The sequence below is a fragment of the Aeromonas sp. S18(2024) genome, assembly GCF_041402525.1.
Taxonomy (GTDB): Bacteria; Pseudomonadota; Gammaproteobacteria; order Enterobacterales; family Aeromonadaceae; genus Aeromonas; species Aeromonas enteropelogenes.
This window is the reverse complement of record NZ_JBGLQV010000004.1, coordinates 45,303-70,924: the sequence shown is the minus strand read 5'-3', so window position 1 is coordinate 70,924 and position 25,622 is coordinate 45,303. Positions and strand designations below refer to the sequence as shown.

20 protein-coding genes are annotated in these 25,622 nt (G+C 48.5%); 6 read left to right on the top strand and 14 right to left on the bottom strand.

Annotated elements, in window-relative coordinates; all coding sequences use genetic code 11:
- Position 1 precedes the first annotated feature (1 nt).
- The 13 genes from cysD to ACB034_RS08795 all read right to left on the bottom strand — a co-directional run bounded on the left by cysD (position 2) and on the right by ACB034_RS08795 (position 20,384).
- Positions 2-895: a sulfate adenylyltransferase subunit CysD gene (cysD, locus tag ACB034_RS08855; protein WP_371172626.1), complete on the bottom strand. Its 894-nt coding sequence runs from the start codon at positions 893-895 to the stop codon at positions 2-4.
- A 156-nt stretch (positions 896-1,051) separates the two neighbouring features.
- Complete coding sequence (locus ACB034_RS08850; RefSeq protein WP_371172625.1) at positions 1,052-2,074, bottom strand: NAD-dependent epimerase/dehydratase family protein; 1,023 nt, start codon at positions 2,072-2,074, stop codon at positions 1,052-1,054.
- On the bottom strand, positions 2,056-4,296 hold the full coding sequence (locus ACB034_RS08845; protein WP_371172624.1) for a glycosyltransferase: 2,241 nt from the start codon (positions 4,294-4,296) through the stop codon (positions 2,056-2,058). The genes ACB034_RS08850 and ACB034_RS08845 overlap by 19 nt, the downstream gene beginning before the upstream one ends.
- Positions 4,297-4,298: 2 nt before the next feature.
- Positions 4,299-8,303 carry a rhamnan synthesis F family protein gene (locus ACB034_RS08840; RefSeq protein ID WP_371172623.1) on the bottom strand — a complete coding sequence of 1,335 codons (4,005 nt, stop codon included), beginning with the start codon at positions 8,301-8,303 and terminating at the stop codon, positions 4,299-4,301.
- Between the two features lie 157 nt (positions 8,304-8,460).
- Complete coding sequence (locus ACB034_RS08835) at positions 8,461-9,849, bottom strand: ABC transporter ATP-binding protein (RefSeq protein ID WP_371172622.1); 1,389 nt, start codon at positions 9,847-9,849, stop codon at positions 8,461-8,463.
- Positions 9,839-10,657 carry an ABC transporter permease gene (locus tag ACB034_RS08830; protein WP_371172621.1) on the bottom strand — a complete coding sequence of 273 codons (819 nt, stop codon included), beginning with the start codon at positions 10,655-10,657 and terminating at the stop codon, positions 9,839-9,841. The genes ACB034_RS08835 and ACB034_RS08830 overlap by 11 nt, the downstream gene beginning before the upstream one ends.
- Positions 10,658-10,736: 79 nt before the next feature.
- Positions 10,737-11,681: a glycosyltransferase family 2 protein gene (locus ACB034_RS08825; RefSeq protein WP_371172620.1), complete on the bottom strand. Its 945-nt coding sequence runs from the start codon at positions 11,679-11,681 to the stop codon at positions 10,737-10,739.
- Positions 11,682-11,857: 176 nt separating this feature from the next.
- A complete protein-coding gene (gene rfbC / locus ACB034_RS08820) occupies positions 11,858-12,406 on the bottom strand; it encodes a dTDP-4-dehydrorhamnose 3,5-epimerase (RefSeq protein ID WP_371172619.1) in 549 nt (182 codons plus the stop codon).
- 62 nt (positions 12,407-12,468) lie between these two features.
- Positions 12,469-13,347: a glucose-1-phosphate thymidylyltransferase RfbA gene (gene rfbA, locus ACB034_RS08815; protein ID WP_371172618.1), complete on the bottom strand. Its 879-nt coding sequence runs from the start codon at positions 13,345-13,347 to the stop codon at positions 12,469-12,471.
- 111 nt (positions 13,348-13,458) lie between these two features.
- Positions 13,459-14,346: a dTDP-4-dehydrorhamnose reductase gene (rfbD, locus tag ACB034_RS08810; protein ID WP_371172617.1), complete on the bottom strand. Its 888-nt coding sequence runs from the start codon at positions 14,344-14,346 to the stop codon at positions 13,459-13,461.
- Complete coding sequence (gene rfbB, locus ACB034_RS08805; RefSeq protein ID WP_371172616.1) at positions 14,346-15,431, bottom strand: dTDP-glucose 4,6-dehydratase; 1,086 nt, start codon at positions 15,429-15,431, stop codon at positions 14,346-14,348. The genes rfbD and rfbB overlap by 1 nt, the downstream gene beginning before the upstream one ends.
- Positions 15,432-16,035: 604 nt before the next feature.
- Complete coding sequence (locus tag ACB034_RS08800) at positions 16,036-19,185, bottom strand: efflux RND transporter permease subunit (protein ID WP_371172615.1); 3,150 nt, start codon at positions 19,183-19,185, stop codon at positions 16,036-16,038.
- A gap of 17 nt (positions 19,186-19,202) precedes the next feature.
- Positions 19,203-20,384 (bottom strand): efflux RND transporter periplasmic adaptor subunit, encoded by a 1,182-nt coding sequence (locus ACB034_RS08795; RefSeq protein WP_371172614.1) that lies wholly within the window; start codon positions 20,382-20,384, stop codon positions 19,203-19,205.
- A gap of 140 nt (positions 20,385-20,524) precedes the next feature.
- On the opposite strand from ACB034_RS08795, the gene ACB034_RS08790 reads away from it, so the two are divergent.
- From ACB034_RS08790 to ACB034_RS08765, 6 genes are all read left to right on the top strand, one after another.
- Entirely contained in the window at positions 20,525-21,166 is a 642-nt protein-coding gene (locus ACB034_RS08790) for a TetR family transcriptional regulator (RefSeq protein ID WP_225633064.1), read from the top strand.
- A gap of 79 nt (positions 21,167-21,245) precedes the next feature.
- Complete coding sequence (locus tag ACB034_RS08785) at positions 21,246-21,779, top strand: class I SAM-dependent methyltransferase (RefSeq protein WP_371172613.1); 534 nt, start codon at positions 21,246-21,248, stop codon at positions 21,777-21,779.
- 192 nt (positions 21,780-21,971) lie between these two features.
- Positions 21,972-23,153 carry a dicarboxylate/amino acid:cation symporter gene (locus tag ACB034_RS08780; RefSeq protein ID WP_371172612.1) on the top strand — a complete coding sequence of 394 codons (1,182 nt, stop codon included), beginning with the start codon at positions 21,972-21,974 and terminating at the stop codon, positions 23,151-23,153.
- A 185-nt stretch (positions 23,154-23,338) separates the two neighbouring features.
- Positions 23,339-23,659, top strand: a complete 321-nt coding sequence (locus tag ACB034_RS08775; RefSeq protein ID WP_371143345.1) for a DUF134 domain-containing protein — start codon at positions 23,339-23,341, stop codon at positions 23,657-23,659.
- A complete protein-coding gene (locus tag ACB034_RS08770) occupies positions 23,649-24,197 on the top strand; it encodes a NifB/NifX family molybdenum-iron cluster-binding protein (protein ID WP_371172611.1) in 549 nt (182 codons plus the stop codon). Before ACB034_RS08775 ends, ACB034_RS08770 begins: the two co-directional genes overlap by 11 nt.
- Positions 24,179-24,364 carry a hypothetical protein gene (locus tag ACB034_RS08765; protein WP_026457974.1) on the top strand — a complete coding sequence of 62 codons (186 nt, stop codon included), beginning with the start codon at positions 24,179-24,181 and terminating at the stop codon, positions 24,362-24,364. The genes ACB034_RS08770 and ACB034_RS08765 overlap by 19 nt, the downstream gene beginning before the upstream one ends.
- A gap of 79 nt (positions 24,365-24,443) precedes the next feature.
- Here ACB034_RS08765 and ACB034_RS08760 read toward each other — a convergent pair whose 3' ends face one another.
- Positions 24,444-25,568 carry an HD domain-containing phosphohydrolase gene (locus ACB034_RS08760; RefSeq protein ID WP_342016909.1) on the bottom strand — a complete coding sequence of 375 codons (1,125 nt, stop codon included), beginning with the start codon at positions 25,566-25,568 and terminating at the stop codon, positions 24,444-24,446.
- Positions 25,569-25,622 lie beyond the last annotated feature (54 nt).

Here is a 25,622-nt window from a genome sequence, read left to right as displayed (position 1 = left end):
CTTAGAAATACCCTTCCATTTTTTTCTTTTCCATCGAGGCAGACTGATCCGAATCGATGAGTCTCCCCTGCCGCTCCGATGTTCTGGCCTGCATCATCTCGGCAATAATGGTCGGCAAGGTATCCGCTTCAGACTCGATTGCCCCGGTCAGGGGATAACAGCCCAAGGTACGGAAACGTACTGTTTTTAACATGGGAGTTTCGCCCGGCAACAGGCGCATCCGCTCATCATCGACCATGATGAGGGTTCCTCCACGTTCGACCACCGGACGGGGGGCTGCATAATAGAGCGGAACTATCTCAATTTTCTCGCGGTAGATATATTGCCAGATATCCTGCTCGGTCCAGTTTGAAAGCGGAAAGACCCGGATACTCTCGCCCGAATTGACTCGGGTATTGTAAAGATTCCACAGCTCAGGCCGCTGATTTTTAGGATCCCAACGGTGCTGCGCATCACGAAATGAAAAGACCCGCTCTTTGGCTCGACTTTTCTCTTCATCTCGCCGAGCCCCCCCAAACGCCGCATCAAACCGGTATTTGTTCAGTGCCTGCTTAAGAGCCTCAGTTTTCATAATATCTGTATAAGAAGAGCCGTGATCAAACGGATTAATTCCCTGCCTCCGTCCCTCTTCGTTGGTATGCACCAACAACTGAAAACCATGCTCGGCTGCCATACGGTCTCGAAACTCGATCATTTCACGAAATTTCCAGCCTGTATCCACATGTAACAAAGGAAAAGGAATCTTGCCCGGGTAAAACGCTTTACGAGCTAAATGCAATAATACAGAAGAGTCCTTGCCAATGGAGTACAGCATTACCGGATTTTCAAATTGAGCAACAACCTCCCTAAAGATAGCTATTGATTCAGACTCAAGAGCATCAATGTTTAATTTCATTTTTTAACCATAATTTTTTAGCGTCAAAGACTGAGGTCGTAAACCGATAAAATCTTTTCTATTAACATATGAACTTACATAGTACACGTGGTCAATTCATGTATGAAACATGTCTAACCATGCATAAAGTATGCCTGCAAGAATAAAACTTAAAAATCACTTATTAAGCCAAGAGTCATCAACACTTAGCCATTTATAAAAACGTTCTATTCCAGCAACAAGATTAATTTTTGGATGCCAACCTGATAAAGCTTGAGCTTTATTTATATCCAATATATTTACTGGTATATCGAATGCCCTTGAATCCAAATAATTTACAATAGCACGGCAATGAGTGACATCTTCGATTGTTGAAATGATCTCATTTAAAGTATGGCCCGTACCAGAACCGATATTAAATAAATGTTTACCATTTGAAGGCTCCAATGATAAAAGAAGAGCTTCAACTACATCCGAAACGTGAATGTAATCTCGAACAACAGAGCCATCCCCCCATATTTCAATAGTTTCGCCACGTAGAATTTTACCGAGAAAAACTGCAATTGCACCTTGTTGTGAAAGTGTCCGCTGCCCCTCCCCATAAGGATTGGCAAGGCGTAATACTGTATAGTCCAATCCATGAAGATGATGAAAAAGAGCAAAATATTTTTCAATCGCGAGTTTAGTTATACCATAGGAACAAGTAGGATCAGTAAGGTGATTTTCCGGTATAGGTAGTTCCATTGGTGTACCATACACAGTACCGCCGGATGAGATAAAGATGACTTTCTGCACTCCATTATCTACTGCATGCTGTAGAAGGCGGATTGTGCCAATCAAATTACTCTCAACATCGAAAACTGGATCTAAATTAGATGATTTAGGCAGTGTCGTTGACACCAGGTGATAACAAAAATCACAATCTTTGATCGCCTCTGCCACATCAGTTTCGCTAGAGAAATCCCCTTCAAACAGCTCAAAGTCAGGATGCTGAAAGAAATCCGCCATCACCGAATTAGTATGCGGACGTTCAAAACAGCGAACCTTAAAACCAAAATCAAGCAGGGCCTTTACCAGGTGAGAGCCAATAAAACCAAGCCCCCCTAAAACCAAGCAGCGCTTTCCCATACCTTGAATATTAGTAATGCTTGATATCATAACACTCTCGTTAATTGTAAAAATTAGCTGTTGGTGAGACATGAACGATAGACCGTTTCATAGCTATTGGTCATCGAATCAATCGAATACTTACTGGATGCAGATGCTACATGTGAGCAGATTTCTTGATATTTATCTGATTGATTCGCCAACGCTGCAATGCATTCGCCCATTTCTTTCGGATTAAGCTCCCATTTATCCAACTCCAATAATTGACCAGCGATGCCTTCTGGAGAGCTTATCATATTTGCAATCTCTCCAACATTGCTGGCAAGTATCGGCTTACCCACCAGTAAGCAATCAATGACAACAAGTGGAGCGCTTTCCCCCTTAAATTTGGAAGGCAATAACCCTAAATGTGACGATGAAAAGTAGTCACGAATATTTTGGCGAAAACCAAGAAAATGAATTGTATCAGAGCTCATAGATTGACACAATCTATCGTGCTCTGGACCATCACCGATCAGCAAAAGGTGTATTTTTCTAACTGAACACATATTTGCCAAATTAACAGCATGAATAGCCTCTTCCCACCCTTTCTCAGGGATAGCTCTTGCGACCATACAAACAACAAAATCGTCTTTGTATATCTGTAGAGAAGATAGGTCTACAGGTTCAACTGTCGTCACAGGCAAGGCATTGTTGATTCTGGTTAACGATTTTGCACTCTTGATGGATTCTGGTAGTCCTTGGAGATTTTTCTCTGCTGTGTAGACAAAATGATTGATACGGGACATGAGTAAAGGCGTCACGGCTTCACGCTGGGCTGACGACATCATCTCATACATACCGTGCATGGAAATAACATGCTTTATATCTTGACAACCATTCAATAAACTAGCCAAGGTTAGATCTACCCATGCATGATGAGAATGTATTATCTCAATTCCCATATCTTCAAAAGCAGCTCGAACCATAGTCATGTTAGAGAGCTCCAATAAAGGAATGCCAGGATCCAACATATTTAACACACCAGGCTCAGTCACACGTTCTTTACAGTTAAACACTGTTACCGCATAACCATTTTTCTTCAGTTGATTTGCCAAAATGATAGGAAACGTCTCGCCACCACCGGATACTAAGGCATAAACAGCCATAACAATATTAGGCTTGCGCTCATAGGTGAGCGGCCAAATTCGCTCGCAATCGTAAAGTTTGTGAAATTGAGACTGTAAATTACTTCCCCTCAAACTACACCAATGATTATAAAGTACATCATACTGTTTACTCAAAACACTTCTATCTATTTTAAAGTATTGAACAAGATATGAAGCCACAACTTCATGTTCTAGATAATAGATATCGTGTTTCTGTGCAGTTTGTGACGTACTAGCACTATGCTGTCGATAATAGTTGGTTGCAACAGGAGTATAAGAGACCAAACCACCTCTGATGAGTGACAGATAAAAGACCCAATCACCACACATACGTAAACTCTGCCAACGCTCATCATCAAGCAAAGAAAAATTATGAGGTTTCCTGAAGACAGCACCACTAACGTTTGGTACCAGATTTTTAACTCCCCAACCTGAAGAGACAAGAGAGTGTGCGGATCTAATAAATGGCTTACTCCAGTCATGCATAGCCAGATCGGAAAGATATGAAGCCAGTGACCAAACTGGCTCACAAGACTCACCGGAGACAAATTCTACGTTACAAAAAGAAAGCATAACTGCAGGATTATTAAATGCCTTTACCTGCTCAGCCAGAAAATCATCCGAACAAAAATCATCACTTTCTGCTATCCAGACAAGCTCACCATTAGCAATATCAAGACCTTTTTTCCACTGTCGAAACACACTTCCAGAGTTGACAGCATTAAAATTACAAATAGTTCGATTAGGAAAGCGTGATGAAAAATCTGTTAATATCTCTGTGCTATTATCACTAGAACAATCATCAAGTAAAATCACCTCAAAGTTTTTATATGTCTGTCGATATATGGACTCCAATCGCTGTTTAAGGTAAGGAGCATGATTGTAGTTCGGAACAATGATCGATACTTTAGGATTGAATTTTGTGCTTTCAGCAGATTCTATCACATAAATATTGTCTCCATCCTTATTAAGGGGGGAGGCCCTCAGCCCCCCCACCAAAATATTTGCCCGACGGCGTACTCCATCAAGGCCCTCTCTTCGCCAGACACTGAAAACACGATTAATAGCTAATGCAGGCGAACTTTGATAATATTTTATAGTACGAAAAACAGCATAAATAAGATATACAATAGAACGCTTAATTTTACACAGTTCTTGATATAACATAATTATCTGCTAACTCCACAAACATTAGTCAGAGCACATTGATTCACCCCATTAGCCAAACCTAGAGGTAACAGACGCTCCATAGCATGTAGAATAGAACCATCGTAGGGTAGTGGCTCTTCGGGATAATCATCCCAACTCAACTCCATATTCAAGAAATTGATTAACGCATCAACTCTTGCCCAAAACATGGTACCGACAGGAAAAGTAATACTATCAGGAATTTCTTTAATTCCCAGACGCTTTGCTAAAACGGTAGCATAAGGTTTATTTTCACACCATCCCACTACATTCGGGTCATCAGGGAAAACCATTCCAACTGTTGGTGTATTACTCATGAACCCTAATATACGATCCATCATCGCCCCCGACTCACCACCAAGTAAATTATCCAACAAAAATTCATACCAATTAGCCCCCATCGATGAATCTTCAACGTCGGCAGTCTTTTTTGTATGTAAATGTCCGACAAAATCATAATTACTTTTAATTCTAGAACCAAAACATGAAAAAAATGGTCCAATATCACGCCCACGATTAGGAACTATTTCAATTGATATGACTTTTCCATTGTATCCAGCAAGTTGACGAGAAACCTCCTCAAGACATTTTTCACTAGGTACACTAACAAAAAGGTCAGGTCTAACAATGTTATTTTGTAGACGCTCGATTATTAAAGGGAGGAGATCAGGATAATATACATGCAAATGCAAAGCAATCCTGACACTATTAGCAACAGGTAGTGGCAAATCAGTATTACGGATTACTGGGTACAACCATGGCCCTTGTGGACAACCTGAGCGAATATAATGGGCTAACGGATCTGATTTCAACAAACTTCCACCATGAAAATCACGGTACACTTCAGGGTTAAAACCAGCAAATGGTTTACGTCTTCCTATACCTGTGGCCCAGGATCGTACGTATTCTCGGACTATCTCTGTAAGAGACCGATTTAACTCAGTGGGTAACGCACAAAAATTTATATCTAGCAATTTTGAATCTAAAATATCTCTAACATCCTGCCTTTCCTGTTCAACCTGCACAGTAACTGTTTCAGCCAAGTTTTGCAGATTTTTTACATAGTCCTCCATATCAAAAATCGAGCCCGCAAGATTTTTACATTTTTTTGATACATTATCATAATGCATTGAGTCATTAGCTAGCTTATATACTTTATCAGCTAGCATTTGTGTATCAATATATTCAGCCACGCAATCTTCCTTGAGATTGCCCTCGGTTAGAATATCTGCAATACCTGTAGCCTTATCGAAACACAAAACTGGAAGCCCTTCATTCAGAGCATCAATAGCGACATTTGGAAGCGGATCTAGTCTTGATGTCAACAAAAGAAGGTCAGATTCTTTATAGACAAAATCAATTTCTGATGTTTCATCTAAAAATGTAATATTTTTTGATAAACCAGCTCGTTCAATTTGATCGGCTAAATATACGCTGTAGTTCACATCATTTTTGGGGTCATAACCTTTGCCAACCCAGACAAAGTGTATATTCCGTGGACTACCCATTCTGAATAATCGAGATGCACACTCAATAAATAGATCAACACCTTTTCTCAATTGCACATAACCAGCCCCGAGAACAATGAAAGGTTTATCATTCAGGGGATTAGGCCAAAGCGCACTAATAAGCCTACTTTTCTCTAATGTTTTTATAGTTTCATCGACTACCTCATTAGGTAAAATACAGCGTCCCTGAGGCAATACATGAGCAAAGCGCTCTCCCAGTTCAGGATGTTGATCAAGAGCGCTCTGAAGAGTTAATCTAGCAGAAAAGACAGCCTCACCTGACCATAAAAAAGCATCACGAAATGCATTATAAGGGCGAGTGTAAGCAGCAAACTCGTGTAACAATGTGATGCTAGGAATAAATCTCTTCGCTAAAATGGGCAAAACAACTCTAGATTCAATGCTATTTACTAATGCAAATTTAAAATCGCATTTGTTGACAATATCTTCAATAACAATATTTGCAATAGCATTGTTATATCGCATATCACCTTGTTCAATAACTACAGCGCCGAGTTCTCGAATTGATGATATAAGTGGACCTCCACCTAATATTAAAACTAAAACATTATATTGTTTTTTCAATATTCTAACTAAGTTTAGACTTAGTATCGGAGCCCCTGTACGCGAAGCTTCATGACTTACAACAAGCACGTTTTCTCGGCTTGGGTCAAAATCTGTACTTACTGAACCAAAGTGACTCACTTCGGGCATACATGGAATTCTCCCCTCAAGGCGGCCATGCAGTAAATAGTGTTGTTTAGGGTCTATCCCTGCATTAGCGATATCAGGATAAGCCTTTAAATAGAACTCAGGATCAAATTCAGATAAAGAATTTTCAATTATACTATGTTGTTGTAATGTATTATGTTCTTCTTGATTATTTATAGAATCAAAAATATCTTTATCGGCATTATTAAAAACAATGTTAGAAGAAGAGTTATTTTCACTGCAATTATAATTAAATGAAAGTTTTCTTTTTGTGTGCTTTATTTTACTACCAATCAGACGCATAGGCCTTGTTAATTTCCAACTAGTAGATTTAATGATTTCTGATACTACAAACTCACTGTCAGCAACAGCTTTATTAAGACTATCAATTTTAGAGTTTCGTTCATAAATAGCTTGATTGAAAAATTCAAGTTTACTTTCATAATCAGAAATTAACTCATTCAAAGAATGGATTTTAATTTCACGCTCTTCAATCTCTTGATGAAGGCTAGTTATCTTAATATCACGCTCTTCAATCTCTTGATGAAGGCTAGTTATCTTAATATCACTCTCTTCAATCGATTGAACAAGCCCAGAAACTTTATTTTCATTATCAATAGAGATTTGATTAAAAATATTTATTTGACGAGCACACTCTCTAAGATTCTCATTGAGCATGTTAATTTCTATATCTCGTTTATTAATCTCTTCAGCAAGATTATGATTTTTATTTTCGTTAACAACAGCGACCTCATTAATTTCATGAATTTGACGTTCAAAATCTTTTAATTGCTGACTCAAGATATTATTTTGTACATCACGCTCATTCATTGACTGCCTAAAGCTATTAATAAGTGATTTATTCTCAGAATCTATCTGCAACATCTTAATTTTAAATTCATTAAAATCGCTAATTCTTTGATGACGCCCACGGATAAGCTTAATTGCTTGATATGCTACAGCCCATTGCTCTGTGGAAAATATTGCTTTACTCTCTGGTAATTTCGTCTCATAGCCAAATGTTTCAAAATCAAGACCATACAAAGCACAAATTAATTGCTTACTACGCTCTGTCACAAACTCAGATAAATATGGAATCATACTTTCGTTAGAGCGATGATCTCTAAATGGCGTAGGAATATATGGACCAAGCCAATCAGAAAGACTCTGATTTATTTTTTCAACCTCTTCAATCTTAACTAAGGATGAATAATTAATTATGTCCGGCCGAAGTAAATTTACTTGTGGCGTCCAATGAAGATCCAGAAATGTTGGGGTTTCATTTGCTGCAATATGCTCTAAAAAACTTTCAAATGCCCCAGCTATGTCACTCATATTTTTAATAGGATAATGGTAAAAATCACTTGAAATATATGGTGATGATTGTAAAGGCTCACGTAATAAAATTTTTGATTGCCAAGCTGAAAATATTCTCTTGTAAGGATTGCGAACCAATGCGAACCTAAAAAATTCATCTTGAGTCAAAGCATCAGAAAGATCATTTAACTTTAAGCCTGTTACGTTAGGAGCGATTCTATGAAACACATCATGAATAACTAACTCTGGATCAGATTCGAAGCTGTCACTTGTGTTACGAATTTTTTCTGATAAACCTTCCAGTGAAGCAATCCACCATTTTAAAGTTGTACATGCCACTTTTGGCGTCGCCACATATAAAAGTTTATGCTGCTCAGAGCGATAACTATTCCACTGAAGATAATTACCAAGTTTTATTTTGTCTTGTTCAGACCAGTCATCAATATTCACAGAAACACCCTATTACATATCTGGAAGATTATTAGCTACTTATACAACTACATGGCCATATTTCAAGGCTCAAGTATGATTTGCATAAAAAGTATAAAAGTTATATCTGAAAACTGCATCTACGTAGGTACGTAGGAAGTTCAATGATAATTACAAATCAACCATTGATTTTTACAGCAGGTTCCGCTTCACGCAAATCCACATAACCAAAAGAATGGATTGCTTCTTCTCCAGGGTTTACCCTAAACATGATTGCATCAACAATACGATGTGCACAATGAGGTTCTGTACTCGACCAAATACCACCACCTGAAAAATATACGCCAGGCAACAAATCCATACGAAATGTAAATTTCATTTCAAAATTCTGACCAGCTCTAACTCTCTCCAGATAATGTCCTTCTTGTGGGAAACGTTGTCCAGTAATTTCCATTCCGGAAACTGATTTAATATGTATTCCAAAGTAAACGCCGGAAAAATCTTTTAAAAATTGGCCTGAAACAACGAAGCTGTACGTATTGCTCGATTGCAATATATTTACACTTTCATTATCATTGTTAATGATTCTTATAGCATTAATTATTGCACCTTGACTAGGGTAAACCGTTGTTGTCTCAGGTATCAGCCCAGGATCATAGGCGTCAGTGAGTTTATTGTTTTTAACTTTTGTTTTGATGGTTACATTTGAGCATTCATTTTTTTCTTCAATATTAACTTCCTGACTATGACTGAATATCTCATCGGCTAGAAGCTCCCTAATCAAACGCTCCCGACTATCAACTGAAGCATATAGTATTTTTTGATAAATACGCACAACAGAAGGTGAGTCACCAAACATTAGCTGGTTACCATGATCAAGCAGAAGCGTCCTATCGCACAGTTCAACTATGCTGGCAGAAGAATGTGATACAAAGAGTATTGACGACCCCTTGCTCTTGAGCTCCTCAAGTCTAGCAAAACACTTTCTTTGAAATTTTTCGTCGCCTACAGCAAGAGCCTCATCGACCACGAGTATATCTGGGTCAACCATGGCCTGAACAGCAAATGCCAAACGAACAGTCATCCCACTGGAGTAAGTTTTTACTGGCCTTTCAATAAACTCACCAATGTCGGCAAAATCAGCAATATCATCAAAGCGCTCGTCTATCTCTTTATTGCTCAAGCCTAATACAGCGCCATTAAGATATACGTTTTCTCTGCCAGTAAATTCCGGATTAAAACCAGAACCAAGCTCCAATAATGCGGCAATACGCCCTTTAGTATTAAGGCTACCCGAAGTTGGATTCAACGTACCACAAATCATTTGTAACAGAGTTGACTTGCCACTGCCATTACAACCGATTATACCAACAGTTTCTCCTTTTTTTACTTCGAAATTTACATTTCTAAGAGCCCAAAACTCTCTATAATAATTTTGGCGCTCTACAACTCGCACCACACTTTGCATTCGGGGGAAAATAAACTGTTTTAAGCGGTCACGTGGCGTATCGTACACTTCATAACACTTACTAAGATTTTCGACTTTAATTGCAATATCAGAGAACATCCGCAAATCCTTTTCTAGTTTTTTGGAACCAAGCAAAGCCAAGCCAAGCAAACAACATTGCAACTAACCAATATAATAGTAATAAAACAGGATCTGGAAACTTCCCCCAGTAAAGAACATCACGGGCACTCTCAATGACTTGGGTTAACGGATTAAGGAGAAGCAAATCTCTATATTTTTCGGGTATAGCACTCATAGGATAAAAAATTGGGCTCATAAACATCAGAGCAGTAGTGATGAGACCAATGAATTGTGAAACATCACGTAAAAATACGCCCAATGAGGCAAGAATCCAGCTAAGCCCCATAATAAAGAAGATAAAGGGTATAATCACTAGCGGTAGCAGCAGAGCAGTCCAATGAGGAATACCTATCAATATGACATATGCAACAAACCACACCAAAAGACTCAAAGCCGCATGATAGGTGGCTGAACAAAGATTGACAAAAGGGAGTATTTCCAGTGGAAAGACAACTTTTTTTACATAGTTAGGATTTCCTAGTATCAATCCGGGCGCACGATTAATACATTCAGCGAACAGATTAAAAATAATCAGCCCAGCAAATAGAATAAGTGCAAACTCAGCCTTTGATTCATTTACCGTACCCCAACGAGCCTTGAATACTTCACTAAATACAAAAGTATATATTGTCAACATAAAGAGAGGGTTTAGAAATGACCAAAATAGCCCCATCGTTGAGCCGCGATAACGCCCCAACACCTCCCTTTTTGCCGAGGCATTAATAAGAGAACGGTTGCGCCATATGCAGGCTATTGTTTCAATGGGTGTTGCAGGAAAATTACGCATTAAAATTACGGCTCCGTATTTGTAAATTCTTGATAATATATTTTATTATCTGCACCCTATCGAATATAAAGACTGTTCTTCATAGTTTTTTTAACAGCACGGCACCAAGCAAACTTAGATTTCCAGCAAATGTCTGGCGATAGATACCACTGCGTTTAACATAAAATAAACGAGACAGTAGACCATCTTCTCTTATCTTTGCAAAGTCAGCCAATCGCTTTTGATTTTCAACAGTAAGACTTGGTTCCATATTCGCTAGAGCCTTAATATGCATATCATTCCAAGTTTTGAGACGTCCACGAAAGTGTTTTTTCATTCTAAGAAGTCTGGCGTGCAAAGAGTCGTCACTACCAATAAGATTGGCCGTATGCTGGCGATAGCGAACGGTTGGCTTTGAATCGTAAAAAACTATTCCTCCACAGCCAGTCACCACCAAATATGACCACCAGTCATGAATGATGATAGATATATCATGGCCAGTTTGGCGCAATAACTCTATTGCAACCTTATTTAAAACCATTGTATTTCCACTTGCTATATTCTGCACAAGTGCATTAGAAAAACTTGGGGCTTTCTTATTTATTGTGGAAAGACCTATTTTATTATTATTTTCATCGACTAACAATGTGCTAGAGCAATATAAGGCTGGTGTGTTACTTTTAATCTTTTCTAGCCAATTTAGTGCATTTTCCAGCTTAGACGGAATCCAAATATCATCTTGATCTGAAAAAGCATAATAATCTGCTTCGATTGCCTTATTGCATATCAACGACATAAAATTTTTTGTTACACCTTGTCTAGGTCCTTCAACAATAGTAAGTTGGTTTTCTTTCCATTTATTTTTATATTTCTCTAATATAGACTTGGTATTATCTGTTGAGCCATCATCGGAAGCAATGACGGCCCAATTATCATAAGTTTGCTCTTCAAATGATATTAATTGTTCTTCAAGAAATTTTTCACCATTACAAGTACATATTAATATTAAAACATTAGGACTTTCATTTTGATTGAAGATATGCATGGATTAATAACCTATGAATATCACTACATTAGTGGCAACGGTGCTCAGCAGCTTGACTATTTGACATGCTATTAAAAAACAATACGAATTTGGCACTTATCATTGTTCACCATCTAATCATTGATATCTATAACTGCTGCTTTTATTATCAATGCCAGTCAAATGCGTAAATATGTTCAAAATAACTCCGCTACTTCAAAAGTACTAGACTGTGTATCTTTGGTGGATAATAGGGGGCCTGGAGAGGTTATAGGCCAAGCAATAGCTAGACGAGCATCGTTCCAAAGTATACTTCTTTCTGCAGATGGCTCGTAGTAATTTGTTGTTTTGTAAAGAAATTCCGCTGTATCCGTTAACGTCACAAATCCATGTGCAAACCCTTCCGGGATCCACAACTGCCGCTTGTTGTCACCTGACAGATGAACACCAACCCATTGCCCAAAAGTCGGTGAGCTTTTGCGGATATCTACAGCTACATCAAAGACTTCACCCGAGACACAACGTACAAGCTTGCCCTGGGCATAGGGTGGCAGCTGATAGTGCAAGCCACGTAACACTCCTTTTGAAGACTTGGAGTGATTATCCTGCACGAAAGTCACCGGATATCCTACCGCCTCTTCAAACAACTTGTGGTTGAAACTCTCAAAGAAAAAACCACGCTCATCACCAAATACTTTTGGTTCAAAAATAAGCAAGTCAGAAATTGCTGTTTTGATTACATTCATCTGGCTACCCACATTTAATTCAATCTTTATGGAGGGAGCATCTTCCCTCCCCCCATATCACATCAGGCTTTGGCCACCATTCTTAATAAATATTGTCCATACGCATTCTTTGCCAATGGCGCTGCAAGTTCACGAACCTGATCGGCATTAATGAACTTCTGGCGATAGGCAATCTCTTCCGGGCAAGCCACTTTCAGCCCCTGACGGGTCTCGATGGTCTGAATAAAATTACTTGCTTCAATCAGGCTTTCATGGGTGCCGGTATCAAGCCAGGCATAGCCACGGCCCATCATGGCCACCGACAGATTGCCTTGCTCCAGGTAGATACGGTTCACATCGGTGATTTCCAGCTCACCACGCGGCGACGGCTTCAGGCTCTTGGCGATTTCCACCACGCTGTTGTCGTAGAAATAGAGGCCGGTCACTGCATAGTTGCTCTTGGGCTCCAACGGCTTCTCTTCCAGTGAAATAGCGGTACCTTGCTTATCAAATTCCACCACCCCATAACGCTCAGGGTCATGCACATGGTAAGCAAAGACGGTGGCGCCACTCTCTTTGGCTGCGGCCGTCTCCAGCTGTTTCTGCAGGTCGTGGCCATAGAAGATGTTGTCACCCAGCACCAGCGCACAGGGGTCTGAGCCGATAAACTCTTCACCCAGAATAAAGGCTTGCGCCAACCCGTCCGGGCTCGGCTGTACCTTGTATTGCAAGTTCAGGCCCCACTGGCTGCCATCACCCAGCAATTGTTCGAAACGAGGGGTGTCTTGCGGGGTGCTGATGATCAAAATGTCGCGAATGCCCGCCAGCATCAGGGTGCTGAGCGGGTAGTAGATCATCGGTTTGTCATAAATGGGCAGCAGTTGCTTGCTCACTGCCATGGTGACTGGATAGAGACGGGTGCCGGAGCCACCGGCCAGAATAATGCCTTTACGTTTGGTCATAATGCTTGTTTCTTATTTTAAATTTCAAAAGAGAGAGTGGCTTGAGGCCGCACCTTTACTGTTTTATCCCTGCCAGCCAGGGTGGCATTCAATACATCCCTGGCCAGTGATTTACTTGCCTAGGATCTCGGTCAACATCCGCTCCACGCCGACGGTCCAGTCCGGCAGCACCAGATCGAAGGTGCGCTGGAATTTGCTGGTATCCAGGCGGGAGTTATGTGGGCGTTTGGCTGGGGTCGGGAAGGCGCTGGTCGGCACGGCATTGAGTTGCGTGACCGCCAGTTCAACACCTGCCTCTCTGGCGTTGGCAAACACCAGCTGGGCGTAGTCAAACCAGGTGGTGGTACCGGAGGCAATCAGATGGTACAACCCGGCGACCTCAGGTTTGCGCTGCGCCATACGAATCGCATGGGCGGTGCAATCGGCCAGCAACTCGGCACCGGTCGGGGCACCAAACTGGTCATTGATGACCGACATTTCGCTGCGCTCCTTGCCAAAACGCAGCATGGTCTTGGCAAAATTGGCGCCGCGGGCAGCATAGACCCAACTGGTGCGGAAGATAAGATGACGGGAGCAGAGTGCTGCACCTTGTTCCCCTGCCAGCTTGGTTTCGCCGTACACATTCAGCGGTGCGGTCGCATCGGTTTCCTGCCAGGGGCGCTCACCACTGCCATCGAACACATAGTCCGTGGAGTAGTGAACCAGCCAAGCTCCCAATACTTCCGCTTCTTTGGCGATCGCGGCCACGCTGGTGGCGTTGAGCAGTTCGGCAAACTCCCGCTCGCTCTCGGCTTTGTCTACCGCAGTGTGGGCTGCCGCATTCACGATGACATCTGGCTTCACCTGGCGCACCGTTTCGGCCACGCCGGCCGGATTGCTGAAGTCGCCACAGTAGTCTGTCGAGTCAAAATCGACGGCAGTGACCCGGCCCAATGGAGTGAGCGAGCGCTGCAGTTCCCAGCCAACCTGACCATTCTTGCCAAACAGCAGAATATGCATCAGGCACGCTCCCCGTAGTTTTGCTCGATCCAGGATTGATAGGACCCGCTCTTGACGTTGTTGACCCACTGCTGGTTATCCAGATACCACTGCACTGTCTTGCGGATACCTGATTCAAAGGTCTCTTGCGGTTGCCAGGCGAGCTCGGTGCTCATCTTGCTGGCGTCAATGGCATAGCGGCGATCGTGACCGGGGCGATCCGCCACATAGGTGATTTGGTCGTGATAGGAGCCGGCCTTGGGCACCATCTCGTCAAGCAGATCACAGATGGTATGAACGACGTCCAGGTTCTGTTTCTCGTTATGACCGCCGATGTTGTAGGTCTCGCCGATGGCACCAGTGGTGACCACGGTATAAAGCGCTCGGGCGTGATCTTCCACATAGAGCCAGTCACGGATCTGGTCACCCTTGCCGTACACCGGCAGCGGTTTGCCATCCAGCGCATTGAGGATGACAAGCGGGATCAGCTTCTCGGGGAAGTGGAACGGGCCGTAGTTGTTGGAACAGTTGGTGACTATGGTCGGCAGGCCGTAAGTACGGCGCCAGGCTCGCACCAGATGGTCACTGGAAGCCTTGGAGGCGGAATATGGACTGCTGGGGGCATAGGGAGTGGTTTCGGTAAAGAGCGGCAGTGACACACCGGGGGCGACTTCATCCGGATGGGGCAGGTCGCCATATACCTCGTCGGTGGAGATGTGGTGGAAGCGGAAGGCCGCCTTGCGTACCTCGTCCAGACCGTTCCAATAGGCGCGAGCCGCTTCCAGCAACATATAGGTGCCAACGATATTGGTCTCGATAAAGTCGGCGGGGCCAGTGATGGAACGATCGACATGGCTCTCGGCGGCAAGATGCATCACAGCATCTGGTTGATGTTCAGAAAACACCCGATCCAGTTCACCGCGATTGCAGATATCCACTTGCTCAAACGAATACCGCTCACTGTTAGAAACACTGGACAAGGATTCCAGATTACCTGCATAAGTGAGTTTATCGATGTTAATCACGGAATCATGGGTGTCACGAATGATATGGCGCACCACAGCAGAGCCAATAAAGCCTGCGCCACCGGTAACGAGTATTTTCATAGGTATGTTATCTCTTGCGAAGAGTTGATATGTGATAGGTGAGGGCTGAATGGGACAAAAACATTGAAGACATGCATGAAGTTTATTCAACATTTAAAGCTTTGACATTATTGAACTACAGCAAAAATCATACCGATATCTGGTAATCATCTTGGCTACCGCCCCTGAGTTACAGCCCCCAGTTTGCTGCTTTTAACCAAATTGTCTCTGCTGTTGGTCATCGTGTCCTCCAGCATCTCTTGTTGTCCTGACTGTCGGTACGCTCCCCCCCCCCCTCGAGTATGCGCAAGAGGATTCTCATGAGGAATTTGATACCCTCAACAGTCTCAGCCCGATTGGAGTCCGGATTCTATCCCGTTTCAGACCAAACTGAACAGTAAAAACTACTCACTATGAGGGTTTTCAATAAAGATTCGATAGAGAACATTTTCATTTGAACAAACTTGACGCACATGCCACAAACAACCGCTATTGATAACCAATTGATACCTTAATCAGAGCAAAAAACAGGGCAACCCTGAGGTTGCCCTGTTGAAAGACCAATTAAACCTGACAGGACTGACGATTTATTAGCCACCTGTCAGTTCAAACCAACTAGCATCCATCAGTCATGTTTCGTCTCACCCACCGCAGCCAAACGCACCTCTTTTGAAGAATGTTTGGTGAAGTAGCGCATAACCAGTACGAAGAACAGCGGCACGAAGAAGATGGCCAGGACGGTAGCACTGATCATCCCCCCCATCACGCCGGTACCAATGGCGTTACGGCTGCTGGCGCCGGCACCGGTACTGATCACCAGCGGCAATACGCCGAGGATGAAGGCAAGAGAGGTCATCAGGATGGGGCGCAGACGCAGACGTGCAGCCTCCACCACCGCCTCACCAAGCCCCATCCCCTTGTCATAAAGTTCCTTGGCGAACTCGACGATCAGGATGGCGTTCTTGGCCGACAGACCGATGGTAGTGAGCAGCCCAACCTGGAAGTAGACGTCGTTCTCCAGCCCGCGCAAGGTCGCGGCCAGAATAGCGCCCAGTACCCCGAGCGGCACCACCAGCATGACTGAGAACGGGATGCTCCAGCTCTCGTAGAGGGCTGCAAGGCAGAGGAACACCACCAGCAATGAGATGGCATAGAGCGCAGGGGCCTGTGAGCCGGCCTGACGCTCCTGGAAGGAGAGCCCGGTCCACTCGATACCCACCCCTTCTGGCAGCTGCTTCACCATCTGTTCGATAGCCGCCATGGCATCACCGGTACTCTTGCCGGGCGCGGCTTCACCGACGATCTCCATGGCCGGCACACCGTTGTAACGCTCGAGGCGCGGCGAGCCAAAGCTCCACTCCGTCGTGGCAAAGGCAGAAAACGGCACCATCTGGCCGGCGCTGTTGCGCACATACCACAGCTTGAGATCTTCCGGATTCATCCTGAAGGGGGCATCGGCCTGCATGTAGACCTTCTTGATCCGGCCTCGGTCCACGAAGTCGTTCACATAAGATGAGCCCCAGGCCGTCGACAGGGCGCTGTTGATATCCGAAATGGAGAGCCCCTGCGCCAATGCCTTCTCATAGTCGAGCTTGATATCGAGCTGGGGAGTATCCTCCATCCCGTTCGGGCGTACCCGTACCAAGTTCGGATCCTGCGCCGCCATGCCGAGCAACTGATTACGTGCCGCCATCAGCTTGTCGTGGCCAAGTCCTGCACGATCCTGCAAATAGAAGTCAAAACCGGTGGCAGTCCCGAGTTCCGGGATCGACGGCAGGTTGAAGGCAAAAACTTGTGCCTCCTTGATGCTGAACAGATACCCCATGGCGCGGCCAATGATAGCATTGGCGCTGCGATCCGGGCTCTCCCGCTCACTCCAGTCCTTGAGCTTGATAAAGGCCATGCCCGCGTTCTGACCGCTACCGGCGAAGCTGAAGCCCGCTACCGTCAGCACCGACTCCACATTGTCCTTCTCGTTCTCGAGGAAATAATCGCGCATCTGGGCCAGCACCACCTCGGTACGCTGCTTGGTCGCACCGACCGGCAGTTGCACCATGGACATGACGACCCCCTGATCCTCCTCAGGCAGGAAGGAGGTGGGCATCCGCATAAACAGCACACCCAGCACTACCAGCATGGCGCCATAGATGAGGCTGTAGCGTACCCCCTGCTTGATCACTTTGCGTACCCCGTTCTGATAGCGGCTGGCACTGGCATCAAAGGCCCGGTTGAACCAGCCGAAGAAGCCGCGCTGGGCCGCAAACTCGCCATGTTTCAGCGGTTTGAGCAGGGTGGCACACAAGGCCGGCGTCAGGATCAGAGCCACCAGCACCGAGAGCACCATGGCAGAGACGATGGTGAGCGAGAACTGGCGATAGATGGCACCGGTCGACCCGCCGAAGAATGCCATGGGCACGAACACCGCCGACAGCACCAGAGCAATCCCCACCAGGGCGCCGGTGATCTGATCCATCGACTTGCGAGTTGCCTCCAGCGGGGAGAGATCCTCCTCGCTCATCAGGCGTTCCACGTTCTCCACCACCACGATGGCGTCATCCACCAAGAGGCCGATGGCCAGCACCATACCGAACATGGTCAGGGTGTTGATGGAGAAACCGAAGGCTGCCATCACGCCGAAGGTACCGAGCAGCACCACGGGCACAGCGATAGTCGGGATCAGGGTGGCGCGGAAGTTCTGCAGGAACAGGTACATGACGCAGAACACCAGGATGATCGCTTCGATCAGGGTCTGCACCACCTCCTCGATGGAGATCTTCACAAACGGCGTGGTGTCGTAGGGATAGACGATCTCCATGTTGGCCGGGAAGTACTCGGAGAGCTCTTCCAGTTTGGCCTGCACCTTCTCGGCGGTATCCAGCGCGTTGGCACCGGTCGCCAGCTTGATGGCGATGGCGGCGGTCGGCTGACCGTTGTAGAGCGCATCGGCATCATAGCTCTCACCCGCCAACTCGACCCGTGCCACATCTTTCAGACGAACCTTGGAGCCATCCTGATTCACCCGCAGCAGAATATTGTTGAACTGCTCGGGGGTTGAAAGGCGGGTCTGCCCCATGATGGTGGCGGTGAACTGCTGATCCTTGACCGCAGGGGTGCCTCCCAGCTGGCCAAAGGCCACCTGGGCGTTTTGCGCCTTGATGGCGGCCTGCACGTCACCCGGGGTCATCTGTACCCGGTTGAGCTTGTGCGGGTCGAGCCAGACTCGCATGGAGTATTGGCTACCGAACAGGGTGATCTCGCCCACACCGTCCAGACGGCTCAGGGGCTCCTTGATGTTGGAGACCACATAATCCGCTAGATCGTCGTTGTTCATGCTGCCATCGCTGGAGATGAACGCCGCCACCATCAGGAAGCTGCTGGAGGTCTTCTGGACCCGGATCCCCTGCTGCTGCACCTCTTGTGGCAACAGCGACATCGCCTGTTGCAGCTTGTTTTGCACCTGCACCTGGGCAATATCGGGATCGGTACCCGGCTGGAACGTCAGGGTCACCGACACCCGGCCGGCGGAGTCAGACTGGGAGGACATGTAGAGCAGGTGATCCAGCCCCGTCATGTTCTGTTCGATGATCTGGGTCACCGAGTCTTCCACCGTCTTGGCGGAAGCGCCGGGGTAGCTGGCGGAGATGCTCACCGCCGGTGGCGCTATGCTCGGGTACTGGGCCACCGGCAACTTGATAATGGCCAGGCTGCCCGCCAACATGATCACCAGCGCAATCACCCAGGCAAAAATGGGTCTGTCTATAAAAAATCGAGCCATGAAGTGACTACTCCATCCTACTTGTTGGCCGGAGTCTGGGCGGCAGACACAGTGGCCGCCTGCTCAGTCGGGTTGACCTCGGCACCCGGACGCACTTTCTGCAGACCGGCGACAATCACCTTCTCGCCTGATTTGAGGCCGGACTCCACCACCCAGTTGCTGCCGACGACCCGGCTCAGCTGGACATTGCGCAGCTCGACCTTGTTGTCGGCTGTCACTACCAGCACGGTCGCGCCGCCATTGGGGGTACGGCTCACGGCAGTTTGCGGCACCAGCAGCCCCTGGGCCCGCTCACCCTCCTGCAAGGTGGCGCGCATGAACATACCGGGCAGCAGCAACTGGTGAGGATTGGGCACTATGACCCTCAGAGTCACCATGCCGGTGCTCTCGTCCACGGTCACATCGGAGAACTGCAGTGAACCTGCTTCCCCGTAACTGGAGCCATCCTCCAGCTGGAAGTTCACCCTGGCTCCCTTCTGCTCGTCCTGGGTCAACTTGCCCTCGGCCACCAGCCGCTTGAGGCGCAGCAGATCGGCGGTGGACTGGCGCACGTCCACATACATGGGGTCGAGCTGCTGAATGGTGGTGAGTGCACTGGCCTGCTGGGCAGTCACCAGGGCCCCTTCGGTCACTGCGGACTTGCCGATGCGGCCGCTGATGGGCGCCGTGATCCGGGTGTAGCCCAGATTGATCTCGGCGGTGCGCAGGGCTGCCTTGCTCGCCATGATCTCGGCCTGGGCCTGCTTCCAGCTGGCATCGGCATCATCGTAATCCTGACGGCTGATGGACTTGACCTTGAGCAGTTCCTGATAACGTTTGGCCTTGAGGCGGGCGCTACGCTCATTGGCCTCGGCCTTGGCCAGATTGGCCTTGGCGCTGGCGACTTCCGCCTGGTAGATGGCCGGATCGATCTGATAAAGCAGATCGCCCGCCTTCACGTCGCTTCCTTCGGTAAAGAGACGCTTGAGCAGGATACCGCTCACCTGGGGGCGAACTTCGGCGATGCGCAGTGCTGCGCTGCGGCCGGTCAATTCTGTGGTCAGTTGCAGCGGCCCGCTTTGCAGCGTGACGACATCGACCGCAGCCGGAGGCATGCCCCCCTGCCCTTGCGGCACCCCGTCCTTGTCACCACAACCTGCCAGCAGGCCCGTTGCCAGCAAGGCAAGGCCCACCGAACGAGCAAGAATATGTTTATGCATGAAACACCTTAATCTCAGCCAGTCAATGAACAGGCAGGGCCAGACGGCCCCGTTGGAAAAAAATTGGAAGATGAGGCAATATACATACATTCATAAATGTATGTAAGTGACTTTTTGCTTATATCGAGGTGCATCACCCCATGGCCAGACGAACCAAAGAAGAGGCGCAGCAGACCCGTTGCCATATCATGAAGACCGCACTGGCGCTCTTCTGTGCCCAGGGATTGGCCAGAACCAGCCTGACCGATATCGCCAAGGCCGCCGGGCTGACTCGCGGTGCCATCTACTGGCACTTCAAGAACAAGGAAGAGCTTTTCTTCTCACTGTGGAAGGAGTTGTGCGAGCCGCTCTCCCACCAACTTGATGCCTGCATCTCCGAGCAGGAGCCCGATCCCCTGGGCAAGCTGCGAACTTTTCTCAAAGGGGTCCTTGTCCGTATCACCACGGATCCGGCTCACCAGCAGATGTTCACCATACTGTTCAATCTGGAATCGCTCGATGGTGAGACGCTCTCTTTGCGCGAACACATCCGCAGCGAGTCGGGCAACTTCTTTCAGGATCTGGAGACGGCCCTCACCAATGCCATCCACAAGGGGCAATTGCCGGCGACCCTGGATCTGAAGCGGGCCACCACCCTGGTGCACTGCACCCTGGATGGCTACATAGTCAACTGGCTGCACTTTCCGGCCAGAATTGACCTTATAAAGGAAGCAGACTTCCTGCTCGACAGTATCTTCGCCATGTTGCAGCTGGTTGACGGCCCGGCCAGCACCCGCCCATAACCTTCCCCTGACGCCACAACCTTTGGCTGGTCACAGCCAAGTTTGCTAGAGTATGCCCCCCTTTGTTGGAGGTCCCCCAGTGTCACACCCCGTCACCCCCTTGTCGGCGCCACACTCTGCCCAAGTGCAGACGGTGTGCGCCCACTTTCTCGCCGCCCTGCCCAAACAGGCTCACCTGCTCAACGCCAATTGCGGCAGCGGCGAAGATCTGGCGCATTTTCGCCAACAGGGCCATGTGGTGACCGCCTGCGATCCCAGACTGGTACAAGCCAAGCTCGCCTCGCAACAAACCGGACAAGCGGTACGCGTCTGTCATATCGAGCAGATACATTCAGTGCTGCCCTATGACGGCATCTGGATCAGTGGCCAGTTTGGCCACCATGTTTCCACCCTTACCACCCAATTGCAGCGATTGGCAAGCCTGCTCAAACCGGGGGCTCTGCTGGGCATCCGGTTGCCACAAGATGATATGACCCAGGCAAGAGACAGGATTCATCTGGTTATCGAGCAAGCAAGCCTGCCATTAGTACCGACTCACTGTCAGCCCCCCTCTGCTGCAGGGCAACCGAAACCCCTTCTCTACCTGCAGCGGATCCCGCAACCCATTCCCTAACGAATTAATTCATCACATATTTCCGGCAACTGAGTCCAAAGGGTTCCACTCTGTGTTTGTGGTGATTGACAATATTTAACTCTGAGATTTAACGAAATAGGCAGACATAGCACGGATTTAATGTTAAAAAAACACGATTAATATAGAAATTAAATAACAAACCAGACAATACATATTCAGGCGGATTTTATTATGAAACTTGTCCTCAAACTCATTGCTGGCATCCTTGCCGGCCTCTTGCTCGGTCTTTACGCCCCTGAGTGGGTGGCGCGCGTGCTGTTCACGGCCAAGACAGTCATAGGCCAGCTGATCACCTTCACCATCCCGCTCATCATCCTTTTCTTCATCATGAGCGGCATCGCCAGCCTGCCGAAAAACTCCGGCAAGCTGCTGGGCAAGACGGTTGCCCTCTCCTACGGCTCTACCATACTCGCGGGTTTGTTTGCCTTTACCGTGGCTGGCCACCTGATCCCGCAGCTGACCAGCGCCGCCGAGCCCACGACCGAAACCGCCACCAAGCTCGCCTCCTACCTCAATCTTGAGATCCCGCCGCTGTTCGGCGTAATGTCCGCCCTGGCCGCCGCCTTCGTGTTCGGCATCGGCATCAGCGCGACCCAGGCCACCGATCTGCGCCGGGTTGTTGATCAGGGCCGTGACATCATTGACCGTCTGCTGGCCAAGGTGATCATCCCGCTGCTGCCCATCTACATCGCCGGCGTCTTTGTCGAGATGACCGTCGAGGGCACCGTCTTCGCCACTCTGAAGACCTTTGGCGTGGTGCTGGTGATGGCCATCCTGATGCACTGGATCTGGCTCTCCGTACTCTTCATCGGTACCGGTCTGGCCCTTGGCCGCTCACCGGTCACCCTCATCAAGAACATGCTGCCCGCCTACTTCACAGCCCTGGGCACCATGTCCAGCGCGGCCACCATCCCGGTCGCCCTGCGCTCAAGCAAGAACAACGGGGTGAGCGACGGCATCGCCAACTTTACCGTGCCCCTGTGCGCCACCATCCACCTATGCGGCTCCACCATCACCTTGGTGACCTGCGCCACCGCCGTGATGTTCCTCTCCGAGCATCTGGCGATCCCGGGCTACGGCACCATGCTGCCCTTCATCATGATGCTGGGGGTGATCATGATCGCCGCACCGGGCGCACCGGGTGGTGGTGTGATGTCTGCCCTCGGCCTGCTCACCTCCATGCTCGGTTTCGGTGAGGCCTCCATTGCCCTGATGATCGCCCTCTACCTGGCGCAAGACAGCTTCGGCACCGCCTGCAACGTGACCGGCGATGGCGTCATCGCCCTGTGGGCCGACCGTTTCGCCAATGGCAGTGAAGCCACCGGAGTGACTCGCCAATCTGAAGCCGCGTAAGCAACCGGCGAAAATCCCGACATGCCCCACGGGCCCAAACTTCGGTTTGGGCCCGTGTTGTTTCTCCCTCTTCATGCATCTCTCTTCCCTCTTCGCAACGACGTCATCCATGACTCAATCCGACAAAATAATTGGCATATGCCACTTACAGGCGTATAAATGGCATATGCTAATTAGGAGCCACCATGCCAAGACCCAAGATTGCCCGCCAGATCTGTGGCCGCCCCGCCAACAGCTGCTTCAAACCCAATGGCCGCCCCATGCACCAACTGGAGCAAGTCGCCCTGGCGGCCGATGAATTCGAGGCCCTGCGACTGGTCGACCTGCAGGGGATGCAGCAACAGGAGGCCGCGCGGGTGATGGGTGTCTCCCGCCAGACCCTGGCCAATATCCTGAAAAAAGGCCGTTACAAGGTGGTGGAATGTCTGAGCTTGGGCAAAGCGCTGATGATGCAGCCTGCCGAGCCCGACCAGAAAACCAGTGGAGAAGATCGTGATGAACCATGAAACAACCCCCGGCAATAGTGCCATCATGCTGAGCCAGGGCCTGCTGGCCGGCCATTTCAGCCGTGCCGAGCAGTTGCAAATCCTGAGCCCTGCTGGAGCCGTACTGGCCACTCTGGCCAATCCGGCGGCCACGGCCGGATGCGGCGGCAAACAGGCACTGCTGGCGACGCTGGCCGAACATGGCGTCGGCCAAGTGATGGTGCGCAACATCGGCCAGCAGATGCTGGGTCGCCTGCTGGCTGCCAGCATCCGGGTCATGCAGTGCCGTTCGGGCCGTTTGCCCCTGCCTGCACTGCTGGCCCCCGCCAACTTGATACCGCTGACAGAGGCAAGTCAAGGCCGTCCGTCACGACACCATCAAGCAGCACCATCCATCCACGGGATCCGTCCCGCCGGCCAACAGTCGGGGGTACACGCCTGCCGGCGAAATAGCGGGGCGGCACATGACCATTGCCGCAATACTCAAAACAAGGGCCGGGGAGTTGATCACCCCTGCTGCCACCACAGGGAGGAGAAATCATGTCAATCTGGCTGTTGAGCCTGCTCGCCTCATTTGTCCTTATCGTCGCCATGGGCACCATCATCTGGTGGCGTCAGTACAAGCTGGCACAAAAGCGGGGGGATAAAGAGGTACGCCCCTGCGGCTGCTCGAGCGCCTGCGCGGATCACCTGCATCAGATAAGCGAACCGCCGCCCAAACCCTGATGTCCCCAAAGGTTATCGGGCAACCGGCACAGGCCGTATAGAGAAAGGAGAAGGGGGCACCTGACAGTGCCCCCTTTCATCATGCCGGATTGGCCTGCTCTACCGTTTTTCCAAGCGTGAAGGCCGGATCCTGATACTGCTGATGGATGGCAAGAAAGGCCGCTTTGTTATGCAGCGCCGCCGCAACACAAGCCGGGTCAAACTGACTGCCGGCATACTCTTCCAGATAATGAAAGGCCGTGTCGAAATCCCAGGGCTCCTTGTAGGGGCGCCTGCTGGTGAGGGCATCAAACACGTCGGCCACCGTTACTATTCGTGCGGCCAGCGGGATGGCCTCGCCGATCAGCCCATAGGGATAGCCCGTGCCATCGAAGCGCTCATGATGATGGGTGATGATGTGCTTCAACATGTCGATGTGATGAATGCCATCGAGGCCGAACTCCTTGATCATCAGCGCTATCATCTCCTCCCCCTTGAGGGTGTGGGTCTGCATGACAGCAAACTCCTCCGGTGTCAGCTTGCCCGGCTTGAGCAAGATGGCATCGGGCACCGCAATCTTGCCGATGTCGTGCAACTCCGAAAAGAGATGAATGAACTCCACCTCTTCATCGTTAAGATCATGGCTCGGGGCCAGGGTCCTGGCGATCAGGCGGGCATAGGCCGACATCCGCCGCAAGTGGTTGGCCGTCTCCTCATCCCGATAGCGGCTGAACTCCCGCGCCGTGGTCAGGGCCCCGTTCAGGGTCTGAATTGAGAAAAACTCCACCGCTATGATGGCCGCCAGCATCTGGGCATAGGCTGCCAGCTCGTTGCACAGGGGAACACTGAAATAATCCGGCTCCCTGGCATCGCAGAATAGAAAGCCAAACAGCCTGTCATTGAACAGCAGCGGCTCGGTATAGCTGGAGGCAAACCCCGCCTCCAGCAGCTTGCGGCTGTGCTCCGCGGGGGAGCCTTTTAAGGATGCCAGGGTATCGAGCACGCGGGATTGCTGATGAGTGGCCAGATAATTCAGGGAGGGCACGTCGCTCAACTTGATCTCGTACTGCATCAGGGGAGAGGGGCCGTCGGTGCTGTGGCTGAATGTCTTGAGCTGATCCGTATGCTGATCGTAGATCGCAATGGCCACCCGGCTCAGCTTGTCAAAACGCTGGCGCAGGGTGGCGTGCATACTCTGCATGCGATCACCAAATGAGTTGTCCATTCCTTCCCCCCATCCCTTTATCTGCTGGAAGTATAGTGAATCTACTCTACTCTC